Here is a 12912-nt window from a genome sequence, read left to right as displayed (position 1 = left end):
GGATCGTGTCAAAGCCTTGCTCAATCTGCTTCTTACGGAAGCCTCACCCATTTCGCAAACAATTGGTGACCGACTTGTAGATTTATAAAAAAGGATTTATATTTATAGATAGGAAAAGATTTAACCCGCAATCCTGCGCAAGCGACCCGTAGGGAACGAGCATCTAAATTATTTATGAGCATTACAGGTTTTGTGATAAATCCACCCGGCAATCATGCCGGAAACATTAGAGCAAGACACCTTGCTCTAATGTTGAGGCAGCGACCGCTACTGCGAGTCGCGGACATTAGCCGGCTCACACAAAGCGCCCACTTTCGTGAACGCTTTCTAAATGATTATGAGTGCTAACAGAGGCAATGTCCTACTTCCACCCCCACTCGCTTTTCCGCTCCGCGGGCGAGTGTCCGAGCCTTGCTCCCTATGGGTCGCAAGTCTGTCATTTCGCGAACGATTGGTGACCTACGGTACTATTGCGTTCGTTCAATGGATTCTTTTTTGTACATAAAAAAAGCCAACCTTACGGCTGGCCTTTTTTTAGTGAGTTATTAGTGCTAACCCGGCAATGTCCTACTCTCCCATTGAGCGAACCCAATAGTACCATCGGCGATGAGAAGCTTGACTTCCGTGTTCGGAATGGGAACGGGTATGGCCTTCTCTCCATAATCACCAGGAGTAATTACCATTACTTACAAGTATGCTGGATTTGCAAGTCTATTTAAAAGAAAATTTACATATTTAAATCGTAAGTCACACCAAATTTTAAGCCGGAAACCAGGATATTGTGTTCGGCTGTTGCTGATACAAATTCCATTAAAGTGCCAAGGCTACTGATTCCATTTTCCGAAACACTGAAGGAAATAGGGCTTTGGGATTTTGCTGTCATTCTTTCACTTTCAAAACTAGCAAACAATCGAAGTTTTGGTACAACAACAATGCTTCCACCAACACTTATCTTTTCTGAATAGAACGTATAACCGCCGCTAGCGTAATTATAGACAATGCCGGTATTGTAGATCCTAAAATGTTCCGAATTGTATGTACCGGATGAGTTTAGTAGGAACGGTCCATAAATTAGGAAATCAGCATATAGTGTGGCACGGTCATTTAAATCAAATTCGAAACCAACACCGAGGAGTCCCGAAGTACCGGTCGCAGTTTTTGTATCTTGTCCCAAATAAGCCGGAGCTCCCACTCCTAAATAACTTCCTTCCAAAGTTTGGCCAACACTTCGTAAAACATATTTAGGTAAAATTCTAAAGTTAGAAACTGGTGAGAGAGTAAATCCGAAGTTGATATCTGAATAAAGCAAACGATAGTCTGCTTCTTTGATCCCTAACCCATTTGCATAATAGGAATTCCATTCATAACCACGACCAAAACGATTTAGGTGTAAACCTAAAAATACATTACTGAGGATGCCTGCATTTAAAGAATGGAAGTAATCAAACCCTAAATCATTGATAAGAGTCATCCCTCGGTTGTTTTGCCAATCCCTGTTGTATTCTAAACCGACAATATCGTTATAAAAATTTCTCTTTTCGAAATCAGGACGAAGGCTACCGAAAAATAAAGCACCTTTTAATCGTAATGTATTTCCATCCACTTTTCCTTGCGCATATACAGAACCGGTAAAAACGGATATGATCATTAGAAAAAAAACGAGACTACGTTTCATTATTTGAATTACCTCTACCATCCAATAACAACTAGCAGAGGGTTGACTCAAGAAAAATTTATCTACAGTTTGTTCTTTTTTTAGATCATTCTAAACAAAAACTCCAATTAATATTAAGAATTTAAACCTAGGTATTTACTTAATCGTTAAATCAAATATTTGTTTGGTTTTTCAAGAGAATTTTACGACTGGGGCATAACGAAAACTTGTTTTGCTGATATTGATCTCCCGTTGTTTTTGTTCTGAATAAATGTGAAATAAAAAATTGATATTCCGGATCTTCAATGTAATTCGGATCTCTGTCCCAGTGTTCGGAAAGTATTAAAACATTGATTTCATTTTGTCTTAAAAATACATCAAAGCCTAACTTCTTATCAGAAATTTGAAATTGTTTGCAAGGGACATTTGGTAGGTAGGCACAAACACTTCCATCAAAGGCCAAAATATGATACGATTCTAATTTTAAATTTTGTAACACCTGTAAAGTGAATAAATTACTGCAAGGACTACGTAAAGCTGAGGTCCGAATGGATTTTGCTTTCTGCAAATAAAAAGACAAAAAGACTGCCACTAAAACAGTAAACATTAGATACATTGGAACGGGTTTGGTTCGCAAAAAACGAAAGAATTGATTTAACTTTTGGTTTTGAATCAAAAGGAGGACGGCCGGAACAAAAAAATGCAAAATATAATGTTCCCGAGGAAAAAAAACTAAAATCGTTAGGAAACTAACAGCAAGTAGAGCATAAAGAATCAGTCGATTGGCAATTTTTCTTTTATTTTTTTGTTCTAAAATCCGCAAAAAATCTTTCCCCTCAACGAATAAAAATAAAAGAAATAAAACAATACTGACAAAGGGAGGAAGTAAAAATAAATCCTGAATTTTATTTAAAAATAGACCTACATTATGAATCAGATGCAGTCCAAAATGTTTAGGATTCAACGCCCAAAGATCCCAGAGATTTTTTGCATTTCCAAAATCGGAAGTCAAGAGCAAATCGCAAGTTGTCCATGGATCCGCAAAATATAAATTTCTAACAAATTTTGAAAAAGCATAGTGTTGGCAAAAAGCTAGATAAGGTCTTTCACCATCTGTTGGATTGTGAGTAAGGATGATTGTTAATCCAATAAGATAAAATAAATACATTATAAATAACGAATATTTATTTTTTTCACTTTTCCAAGTTTTATATAAAATTAGAAAAAACAAAAGATAGTATAAGTATAAAAACTCTACCCTAGTGTACACGAGAATGAAACAAAAGAAAATGGAAAGGAAATGATAATTTGAACGAAACGATGAGTATAATAAAATCAACAATACACATGAAAACAATGTGATAAAAGGCCAAAGGTCGGATGCAAATCGGCTTGAAAACAAAAGAACAAGGAATGATATAATGAGAATCAGTTCCTTTTTTGAACGTGCGACTAAAAGGAAACTAACACCAAACATAAATAACAAAAGTTGGTAATTTACAAAATACCGATTTATGGGATCCTTCACAAAATTAGATAAAAATTTATAATGAAGTTTGTAAATTGCAGAATCCAAAAATGCAAAACTCTCGTTACCTGCAGCTAAATAATTTGTTTCATCATAAAATAGAATGTCCCTATCTGATTTGATAAAAACTGAATTCGAAAGAAGAAATAACAAAACAAGAATTGAGTATAGTTTGTAAAATTTTAACTTCATCGAATCATTTCAGCTCAAATCAAATAAGCATCTGCCTCGATCCATTGAAAAGCCTAATATTCAATTCAAATCAATAAAAAACTACTCATCGAAATTTCATTTTACCTTCAGGAAACAAATACCCACTTTAGGATGGATTGATTTTATAACTGAATCTCAACATCTGTAACAGGAAAGGCAACGCAGGAATGGATCCATCCAAACTTTTTGTCAGACTTTCTTATTTTTGCTTCTTCTGGGCTAAACACTTCACCAGTTTTTAACTTCACCCGACATAAACTACATTCACCTGACCGACAGGCATTCTCAGTGAAATATCCATTTCGCTCTAAACTGTTAAGAAGAGGTTCCCCTGCTTTTGCTTTAAATGAATTGTGATTTCCCACCTTGATATTCACCTCTAAAGAAGGAAGAACCGATTTCGGCCAACCTTCTAGATTTTCTGGTTTGTTCGGTGGGCCATTACTTTCGATTAAAATACGACCAGATTTAACTCCAAGATTGGAAAGTAGCTCCGCACAATGTTCGTTAAATGGAGTGGGACCACATACATAATACATTTCAGAAGGTGCATTTGGTAATAATGTTTTTAATGTATCTACGTTCAATCTACCATGATAACCTTGGTATTCAGGACTCACCTCACGTGAAAGGAACTCTGTCAAAATAAAATGACTATTGGTTTTCGCTAATGCCCGAAGTTCATCAATAAAAATTACATCATTCTCAAAACTATTCGAATAAATGATATGAAAACGAACTGGATCTGTAGAAGCCAAAAATGATTTTAACATACTCATAGCAGGGGCAATCCCAGAACCACCAGCAAGAAATACCAAATCCATTCCATGAAAAAGTGGATTGTGATGAAAAGAACCCATTGGCCCTGTGGATTCAAACTCATTTCCAACTTCCACCTCATCTAACAAATAAGGACTCACAAACCCACCTTCTGCTCGTTTAATGGTAAGTTCATAAGAATCTAAATTTTTTGATGAAGATGAAATCGAGTATGGTCTTGCAGTTAATACACCTGCAAGAGAAACAAATAAATTGATGTACTGCCCTGATTGGAATGGAGGTAATTTTTTACCATCGACAGAACACAAAACCAACGTTTTTGTAGATAGAGTATCAATTCGAATTTTTTCTACACGTAGTTTTAATCGTTTTGGATGAAGACGATGGATTGTTTGTCGAACTAGACCTTTTTCTTCTACGAAGGTAGAACCTTTAGATTCCATTTCCGTTTTTTTTAAAACTGCTTCTTTAAATCCAACAACAGAGTTGAAAACATTTGTTTCTAGTTTTTGGTTGTTATCTAACATATTTTATTCCTTTAACCTTAAGAGCAATAAATGGATTTTAACTGAGTTTTTTTATCTCAGTTGACCGAAGCTGTAGTTTTTGTTTTACGAATTGCATTTTTTCGTTTTAGGATTTTTCGAGCGGTGTTGTAACCATTCAAATACGTTGGTTGAAAACCACCCATACTCGTCCAACTACTAGCAGAATAAAGTCCATCAATCGCATCCAAAGAATCTCGAAATAAGTGACCATCTTGTAAGGTCTGCTTGAATCCGTATATGGCGCCACCAGGAGTATTCAAATAACGCATCATCGTCATAGGTGTGGCCACTTCTGCCTTTTCAATATGTGTCCGAATGTTTGGATACGCTTGCTCAATCAGATTGATTAGTTTGTCACCAAACTCATATTTTGTGGAAATATATTTTTCCGGTGGTACATCCTTCCATGCTTCTCCATATTGTAATGCAACAAGAGTGACAACTGATTTCCCCTTTGGCGCAAGCTCTTCATCTATAAAATTATAACAAGTCACCATTCCCCAATCTGGAGCTTCTAAGGTGTACATACGATCTTCCGTAACTTCTGAATTGGAAGTTGTCATCACAAAGGTGGAAGCTGTTGTGAATCCTAACTCTTCAGGAGAACAATCTAATCCCAAATAAAGACAAACAGCTGAAACACCCATCCTTCTAGATTGAAAATCTTTTAATACTGATGGAGGAGTTTCTAAATCCAACATTTCATGGTAAGTGATGAGAGGACTCGCATTCGATACAACTGCATCGCATGAGACAGTCTCACCTGTTTCCAGAAGAACACCCCGCACGACACCATTTTCTGTAAGGATCTTTTCTGCTGCACAATGAAATCTTACTTCTCCTCCCGCTTCTTCAAAGGAAGACAAAAGAGAACTCGAAAGCATTTGAGATCCACCTTTGATATGCCAAGGTTTATATACACAATAAAAATATAACATACCGATGAATTCAGCAAACACCAAATCTGTTGTGGGGATTCCAACATAACTCCAATAAGGTGTAATAACGTTAATTAAATCTTGATTCTTAAAAAACTCATTTAAAACTTCGGTAGTAGAACGTAATCCGTATGCTGAAAAATTTGGACATTTAGTTCTAATTTTTTCTTCATCTTTAGATAACCTGACCCTAGGTAGTACAAAATAATATTCATTCACTACAGCTTCACTTAGTTTAAAGAATCTTTCTATAGATTCCGCTTCTTCTGGGAAAAGGTGTTTCATATGCATCTGTAACTCGTTCCAATCTGCAGGTAATGTAACATCTAACTTCCCTGGAATAATGATCCGATACAGCTCTTCTTCTTGTACAAGTTCAATTTTATCTAATACTCCAAGTTCTTCGAATACTCGACGCATGATAAATGGATTTGATTCTGTTCCCACACCACTGAGTTGGTGGAGTGCTACTTCAAATTCAAAATCTCCTCGGACAAAGGAAGTGGCACAACCACCGGGGACATTATGACGTTCTAACAACAGAGTTTTAGCACCTTCCCGTTGCAAACGAGTGGCAGCAATTAAACCAGCGTTACCGGCACCAATTACGACAGTGTCATAGTAAGACATCTTCTTCCCTCCCCAAGGAAATACTTCTGAGGTTCACCCAATCTTTACACTGTAAAGATTGCAATACTTTTTTACCCTCTTTTTTTAAAAAAGAAGTTCATTAAAAAGAAAGGAATTCGCTTACAAGAAATCTCGAATTTTCACACTCCCCATTACCATTCGAAAAGACTTTACCTATCCCGCAATTTTGCCTACTAGGTTGTAATGGCCGGGAAAAAACAGAAAGTAACCAAAGAAACAACCCCCTACCATCATGGAGACCTTCGCCCTGCTCTTGTTTCTGCTGCCCGGCGTTTATTACAAAAACAAGGAACCGATGCTTTGTCTCTACGCTCCATCGCATCAGAAATCGGTGTCACTCATATGGCACCATACGCACATTTTAAAGGGAAACAAGAATTGTTGCAGGCAGTTGCGGCTTCGGGTTACGATGAATTGGCGGCTAACATGATTGCCGTACAAAAAAGACATCCGAAAGTTCTTGGCCGAATGTTAGCTTACCATTACGGAGTCGAATACATTCAATTTGCAATTGCAAACCCAAACCTCTATCGCCTAATGATGAACCAAATTAATTTAGAAAATAAAATTACTTTGGAAAGTTCTAATCGTGAGATATGGGTGAGTTCACAACGTCCGTTTCGATTGCTTTTTACAGCGTTTGCAATTGAGCGAGTGAATAAAAAGTTAGCCCATGCAAGAGCCTTAGGTGCTTGGGCCACTGTGCATGGAATCGCATCTCTTGCGATCGAAGGACATCTTGTTCTTCCTGAAGGAATGAATGTCATCCAATTATTTAAAACTACGGTTAGTTCCTCTATGGAAATAGTATAAATAGAACAGCGCATTCGAAAGAACAATAATTCAACTTGATCTATTTCTACTTTATAGAAAAAGAAGGTCATGACAAAGAGTAAACTATACGAAATGCACAATGTTGGTATTGTGGTTGAGTCCCTCGATAATGCCATTTCCTTTTTTAATGAAATTGGCCTAACACTAGAAGGTCGAATGATGGTTGGGGGAGAATGGGCAGGACAGGTCACAGGACTTGGAAACCAAGAAGTGGAAATTGCAATGATGGTGACCCCCGATGGACACAGTCGCATCGAACTTTCTCAATTCATATCTCCAAAAACAATCGCAGACCACAGGACTGCTCCCGTGAACTCACTAGGTTACCTTCGCATCATGTTCCGAGTAGACAATTTAGACGAATTGTTATCACGACTCAAAAAGCATGGTGCTACTGTTGTGGGAGAAGTGGTTCAGTTTGAAAATATCTATCGCCTTTGTTACATACGTGGAGTGGAAGGCCTTCTCATCGGACTTGCTGAACAACTAGGAGATCAAACTGCAACTGATATTTTAGAATAAATTCTCCGGAATCGGCTTCAAATGTTCGTATCGTTTGAAATTCACTGTGACATAAAATAAGAACCATTTTGCTTTACCATAAATTTTAAGTTTTGTAGTTACCAAATGGATCGATTGTAGCGACAATCACTGTAAGAAAGGAGCAGAACGTTCACAAGTTTCCCTGGGGTTTCCCTAAAATTATCTTGCCCAATCATTCTGTGCCAATTATTTTACGGTATGAAAATGAAAGGATTCACCAGAAAATCTATTCTTAAGTTTAATTTAACGTTAATTTTATTAAGTGTTATCGTTACTGGAGTTGCTTGCGGAAAAGATAAAGACAATAATGATACTTTAATTGGAACAATGTTAGTCGCTTTAAATACAAATATAGGCTGTATAAACAAAGACCATTGTAAAATGTATGTAACCAAATCAAATGCTGTCCTGAATGTTGGTATTTCAGGACTAGATAATCAATGTAATTCCGACGAAAACAAACCTTCTGGCAGTGGTACTTACAAAGCGATGGTTGCCGATGGAACAAATCGCAATGCTTGTACTTACGCTAATTGCGCCACTGGCGGCACATCAGAACATATTGATTGGGTACTCAAACCCAATAAGGAATATCGCAGAGCTGATGGGACAACTGTGATTGGTAATACAAGTGTAAACGGAATCTTCGAATCGGATTTGACGAATGAAGTTTTATCGGTCGTAACTGGCACAAATTTTACAATTACTGGTTTGAATGCAAATTGGACAAACAGTGTAAATGATTGTTCCAATTTTTCTACAACCGGAGCAAATGTTGCCTTTGGATCGCATATTGAAAAAACGATAGCAAATGTAATTACATTTGGCACCACGACCTGTTCAAGCTCGAGGAAGCTATATTGTGTTGAACAATAAAGTTTATTAAAACCTTACATCGAAAGTATAAACTTGGACGTTTCCATAGATATTGAATACGATGGATTTTCGTAAGTTCTTCCAAAGTATTCATGTATATTTTCAGTAAGAATTGCTTTAATTAGAACATTATGTTCTTCTAAAAATGGGAAGACTTAACTATTCTAAGTTTTTACTGTAGTGAACCTCTTTTTGATGCGCGAAGATTTCCCTATGAATATCTTCACTGGCAATATAAGACAACCGGTAAAACTGACTCTGTGTCCTTGATTGAGGTCATGCGTCTTCCCTCCAAGGAAATGACTTATCTGCGAAAATCATTTTTTTAATTAGAGGACGTGTGACCGCTACTTCTAAACCAAACTGCCACGTGGATACTATACTTACACAGATTAGCGTTTCTAAAAGCAACCTAATCCAAATATAACGATCATAAAAGGTAATGTTTTTCTTTTAATCATTACATTAGTTGTTTTTTAGAAATAACAAGCACAACTAAGATATACATGATCAAAATTTGGTCTTGTGGATATAAACTTGGAGAGAGAATTAACATCTATAAGCAAAAATCTTTAAACATTCTTTTGGCATCTAAATTAAATTTTCAAACGTTCATTTATATAATTTGTTATTAGATTCAATAATAAAAGACTGTAGATGACAATATTTAATTTTACAAAAAATTCCTTACTAGGTATTGAAAAAATCAAACTTCGATCAACATATAAAAAAAGCCAACCTTAAAGTCAGCCTTTCTTAACAATGAAATCCAACCCGGCAATCATGCCGGAAAAATTAGAGCAAGAAACCTTGCTCTAATTTTGAGGCAGCGACCGCTACTGTGAGTCGCGGACTTTAGCCGGCTCACACAAAGCGCTCACTTTCATGAACGCCTTAATAAACTATAATTGCTAACAGAGGCAATGTCCTACTTCCACCCCCACTCGCTTTTCCGCTCCGCGGGCGAGTGTCAAAGCCTTGCTCCCTATGGGTCGCAAGTCTGTCATTTCGCGAACGATTGGTGACTTGCGGTACTATTGCGTTCGTTCAATGGATTCTTTTTTGTACATAAAAAAAGCCAACCTTACGGCTGGCCTTTTTTTAGTGAGTTATTAGTGCTAACCCGGCAATGTCCTACTCTCCCATTGAGCGAACCCAATAGTACCATCGGCGATGAGAAGCTTGACTTCCGTGTTCGGAATGGGAACGGGTATGGCCTTCTCTCCATAATCACCAGGAGTAATTACCATGTGTACAGAGAGGTTCGGTTAGTCAAACCTTTCACTAAGAAAAGGTTGCGTTTTTTTATGAAACTGAAACTTTTCCTTTATGTCTGAAGTGACAGAACCATTGGTAAAAACTGAGAAATTCACTGTGATGGGCCTCAAAATCCGGACTTCCAACGCACCTGGGGATGCTGATGTCAAAATCCCTGCGATCTACTCTCGGTTTTACAAAGAAGACATTCCAAAACAAATGGAACTTTTGCGAAAATTTGATCCGCTTTTCGCTGTGTATTTTAATTATGCCTCTGATGAAAATGGGGCTTATGACTTTTTGTTAGGTTATGCAGTGGATTCAAACACAAAACTATTGCCAGGAATGGAGATAGTTCACGTCGAACCACAAAACGGTCGTTATTTTCAAATCCAACCAGGTGCACCTGAAGAAGTAGTCCCTAAGTTTTGGGCAGAAATTTGGAATCATCCAGAAATTCCTAAAATCAGAACGTATCAAATGGATTGGGAGGAATACTCGGAAGCAGGGATCAGAGTATTTTTATCCACTACTTAAAGTAATCGATGGCTCGTATTTCCTTTCCACCACTAGTTCCCGCCAATCGTTGACTGTCCAAACCCAAATCCCAACAAATAGGGAAGTGGCAATCCAAAGACCTATGATGGAACCTGGAATCAAAAGAAAATCAACCACTCCATGTTGCATTACTGCTAAAACAAATCCAAATATTATGTATAACCTTTTGTTTGCACTTTCCAATTTCAAATTGCTCTTCAACAAAAACAAAGAAAAACAAAGATTGATGAGCAAATGAATGTTAGATGAATGAACGGTTCGTGCAATAAACAAGTCGAACTTTTTTTCATCTGGTTCTCTGGCAATGTAGTGTGTATTTTCTATAAAGGAAAAACCCATTGCCACAAAAGATCCAAACAAAACCACATTTGGTGAAAAGGCTTTTGTTTTTTTATCATAACCCAAAACGAAAGACAAAATCATGATAAAAAATATTTTAAAAGTCTCTTCGGTAATTCCCGCTTGGATAAAGGCCAAGTGAGCTGTTTGAGATAACATACTTACTTTTTTCTTTGGCATAAAATCTGTTTCTGGCCAAAGGATGGGATGAAGCCTTAAGATTAGATCTGTGGACAACCATCCAAAAAACAATGCTAACAAAATTCCTAAAACTTCCTGCCAACCTTTTTTCGGTTTGTAAGCTTTCCAAATAACAATGGCCCAAGGAAGAATGGTGAATGATCCAATTAAATAATCAATAAATCCAATTTCTTTCATTCTGGTAACTCTTCCATATAACGGCCGTCAAATAAGTTGATCATTTCTTTTTGGAGTTGAGTGGGCACAAACTCAGGATCAATGGGTCCATTCCAAAAAAGTTCTGTGACTCGGATGTCATTTTTCGTACCCGGTGGTGGCATCAGTGGCCCTAAACTTTCCACAAGTTGCAAAGTGCGGAGGTCTTGGTCAGGATAGTCGGATGCTTCCACAAGTTCCACATCAATCACATCCCCGTCTTGGGTGATGGTATAAGCAACCACGGAAGAATAAGGGTGGGGAGCTTTGGCCCAGTAGTCCATATAACTTTCAGGAATTCGCATTTTCGCAGAGATATAATTTGAGTAGGTAGGTGGGACTTTTTTCCCTCTAATTTTTTTGATCTGGCCTTTGACAGGGCCATTATCCGCTACTTTTTCATTGGAAATCTTTTCACCCTTTTCTTTGTTTTCTGTTTCATTCCCCGTGACAACCCCACCGTTCAAACCTTTGGTATCATCGGGAACATTGGGATCGATAAAATAGAATTCCATTTTTTCAGGACGGAAGTGATCATTTTTTTGTGAGGACTGTTCTTTCTTTTTACCCCGTTGGAGTGTGATTGGAATCAGAAATACAAGAGAGATCAAAATCAAATGAAAGAGTAAAGATAAAGGGAGTACGTTTCGAAACCCTTTCCGAAGTCCAGGTTTGAAAAAAGGTTCAGACTCGCCTACTTTGTCTTCCTTAACACCTAAGTTTTCTAAACTAAAAGACTTTTCGAGTAAGTAAGAAGAATAAAAATATATTCCTACAAGGGCAAAAACTGAAAAGACCGCATAGGCAATGTTTTGTGATGAGATAAAAAAGTCTTTATCCGGCACCCCTGGTTTTAATCCAAATCCTGCCAAAAACTGAATTCCAAAAATGGGGCTTAAATAGGAGAACACCCAAACTGCAGAAAATAAAAATAATAGTAATGTTAAAAATAAAATAGGAAACCCACGCCAATACTCATAAACATAAATATGTCCAAATCCAGGAAGGATTCGATCTCGGAATTTTGCTTTTTCCTTCACGATGAGTTCTAACCGGAATGGAAACCTTCCTTGTGATACAACAGCGGCCTTCCAACGTTCTCGGATACGAATTCCTTCCATATAACGCAGATAAGGTTTTGCAATTACAGAAGGAATTTTGTTTCGATTGAAACTAAACAACAGAATACAAAGAGAAATCGAATAATTAAAAACAAACTGATATACATCCACAAGCGGTGCCAATGGAGAAAGTGATTTGATTGGATGTAATTTTTCAGAAAGGAATTGGAATCCAAAATTAAGAAGTAAGGCAAGAAATAATACCAGCAACAAAGTATCAAACTTGGAATCACGAATTCTCATCTCCGTGCGGATCGTTCCATAAGGATGTTCTTTCTGCAAACGGGAAGTTCTAATCGATTCTCTTTTTCTATTTCTCTTGAGACTATGAATGTAATTTATTAGTAGCAAAAGAAAACATAACAAAACAAATCCAAACTTTAATTGTAGGTTTCGAGAATCCTTGGCAAGAAATTCATTGATTGTTGCCTCCCATTCGAGTCCAGACCTGTGCACCAGTTCTATCGGATAAAAAACTACCCAAGAAAGGATGTAAACCGCAACCACAGCAATGGCACGTAGACGGAGGCGAAATTCTCTTGGAAAAGCAAATAGGATACCTAATGCCAAAAAAGGTCCGAGAGAAAAGAGAGGGGACATCCAAAGGAAGAAGGTTAAGGATTTTTTAGCCCAGGGAGAGAGTTGTTTAGAATTTGCCGAATCCATTCTTTAGTCT

10 protein-coding genes and 2 rRNA genes are annotated in these 12912 nt (G+C 37.3%); 4 read left to right on the top strand and 8 right to left on the bottom strand.

The genetic code is table 11. The features are described 5' to 3' along the window. Positions 1-554: 554 nt before the first annotated feature. From rrf (CH364_RS03365) to CH364_RS03345, 5 genes are all read right to left on the bottom strand, one after another. Positions 555-671, bottom strand: a 5S ribosomal RNA gene (rrf, locus tag CH364_RS03365). Between the two features lie 56 nt (positions 672-727). After that, a complete protein-coding gene (locus CH364_RS03360; protein ID WP_100742209.1) occupies positions 728-1675 on the bottom strand; it encodes a hypothetical protein in 948 nt (315 codons plus the stop codon). Positions 1676-1826: 151 nt separating this feature from the next. Then, the gene (locus CH364_RS03355) at positions 1827-3374 is read right to left on the bottom strand and encodes a hypothetical protein (protein ID WP_100742208.1); all 1548 of its coding nucleotides are present in this window, start codon (positions 3372-3374) and stop codon (positions 1827-1829) included. 143 nt (positions 3375-3517) lie between these two features. Further along, a complete protein-coding gene (locus CH364_RS03350; protein ID WP_100742207.1) occupies positions 3518-4702 on the bottom strand; it encodes an FAD-binding oxidoreductase in 1185 nt (394 codons plus the stop codon). A gap of 56 nt (positions 4703-4758) precedes the next feature. Next, the gene (locus tag CH364_RS03345) at positions 4759-6291 is read right to left on the bottom strand and encodes a phytoene desaturase family protein (RefSeq protein ID WP_100742206.1); all 1533 of its coding nucleotides are present in this window, start codon (positions 6289-6291) and stop codon (positions 4759-4761) included. Between the two features lie 204 nt (positions 6292-6495). On the opposite strand from CH364_RS03345, the gene CH364_RS03340 reads away from it, so the two are divergent. The 3 genes from CH364_RS03340 (at position 6496) to CH364_RS03330 (ending at position 8565) form a co-directional block, all read left to right on the top strand. After that, entirely contained in the window at positions 6496-7125 is a 630-nt protein-coding gene (locus tag CH364_RS03340) for a TetR/AcrR family transcriptional regulator (protein WP_100742205.1), read from the top strand. A 69-nt stretch (positions 7126-7194) separates the two neighbouring features. Further along, complete coding sequence (locus tag CH364_RS03335) at positions 7195-7668, top strand: VOC family protein (protein ID WP_100742204.1); 474 nt, start codon at positions 7195-7197, stop codon at positions 7666-7668. Positions 7669-7893: 225 nt separating this feature from the next. Then, positions 7894-8565 (top strand): DUF1554 domain-containing protein, encoded by a 672-nt coding sequence (locus CH364_RS03330; protein ID WP_243401226.1) that lies wholly within the window; start codon positions 7894-7896, stop codon positions 8563-8565. Between the two features lie 1121 nt (positions 8566-9686). Here the strand turns inward: CH364_RS03330 and rrf (CH364_RS03325) are convergent. Beyond that, a 5S ribosomal RNA gene (rrf, locus tag CH364_RS03325) occupies positions 9687-9803 on the bottom strand. 91 nt (positions 9804-9894) lie between these two features. Here rrf (CH364_RS03325) and CH364_RS03320 point away from each other — a divergent pair. Continuing rightward, positions 9895-10359 (top strand): GyrI-like domain-containing protein, encoded by a 465-nt coding sequence (locus CH364_RS03320; protein ID WP_100742203.1) that lies wholly within the window; start codon positions 9895-9897, stop codon positions 10357-10359. Here CH364_RS03320 and CH364_RS03315 read toward each other — a convergent pair. Next, positions 10345-11097, bottom strand: coding sequence for a PrsW family glutamic-type intramembrane protease (locus CH364_RS03315; RefSeq protein ID WP_100742202.1), 753 nt, complete (start codon positions 11095-11097; stop codon positions 10345-10347). The two genes, CH364_RS03320 and CH364_RS03315, sit on opposite strands and share 15 nt — an antisense overlap. Beyond that, positions 11094-12902, bottom strand: a complete 1809-nt coding sequence (locus CH364_RS03310; protein ID WP_100742201.1) for an energy transducer TonB family protein — start codon at positions 12900-12902, stop codon at positions 11094-11096. The genes CH364_RS03315 and CH364_RS03310 overlap by 4 nt, the downstream gene beginning before the upstream one ends. Positions 12903-12912: the final 10 nt, after the last annotated feature.

The sequence above is a fragment of the Leptospira harrisiae genome (assembly GCF_002811945.1).
Lineage (GTDB): Bacteria > Spirochaetota > Leptospiria > Leptospirales > Leptospiraceae > Leptospira_A > Leptospira_A harrisiae.
Note: the sequence above shows the minus strand (reverse complement) of the source record. Positions and strands in the feature narration are given on the sequence as shown.

Bases quoted from the DNA above. Each gene is read 5' to 3' on its own strand.
- CH364_RS03360 (WP_100742209.1), bottom strand. From the start codon at position 1,675: ATGAAACGTAGTCTCGTTTTTTTTCTAATGATCATATCCGTTTTTACC.
- CH364_RS03355 (WP_100742208.1), bottom strand. From the start codon at position 3,374: ATGAAGTTAAAATTTTACAAACTATACTCAATTCTTGTTTTGTTATTT.
- CH364_RS03350 (WP_100742207.1), bottom strand. From the start codon at position 4,702: ATGTTAGATAACAACCAAAAACTAGAAACAAATGTTTTCAACTCTGTT.
- CH364_RS03345 (WP_100742206.1), bottom strand. From the start codon at position 6,291: ATGTCTTACTATGACACTGTCGTAATTGGTGCCGGTAACGCTGGTTTA.
- CH364_RS03340 (WP_100742205.1), top strand. From the start codon at position 6,496: ATGGCCGGGAAAAAACAGAAAGTAACCAAAGAAACAACCCCCTACCAT.
- CH364_RS03335 (WP_100742204.1), top strand. From the start codon at position 7,195: ATGACAAAGAGTAAACTATACGAAATGCACAATGTTGGTATTGTGGTT.
- CH364_RS03330 (WP_243401226.1), top strand. From the start codon at position 7,894: ATGAAAGGATTCACCAGAAAATCTATTCTTAAGTTTAATTTAACGTTA.
- CH364_RS03320 (WP_100742203.1), top strand. From the start codon at position 9,895: ATGTCTGAAGTGACAGAACCATTGGTAAAAACTGAGAAATTCACTGTG.
- CH364_RS03315 (WP_100742202.1), bottom strand. From the start codon at position 11,097: ATGAAAGAAATTGGATTTATTGATTATTTAATTGGATCATTCACCATT.
- CH364_RS03310 (WP_100742201.1), bottom strand. From the start codon at position 12,902: ATGGATTCGGCAAATTCTAAACAACTCTCTCCCTGGGCTAAAAAATCC.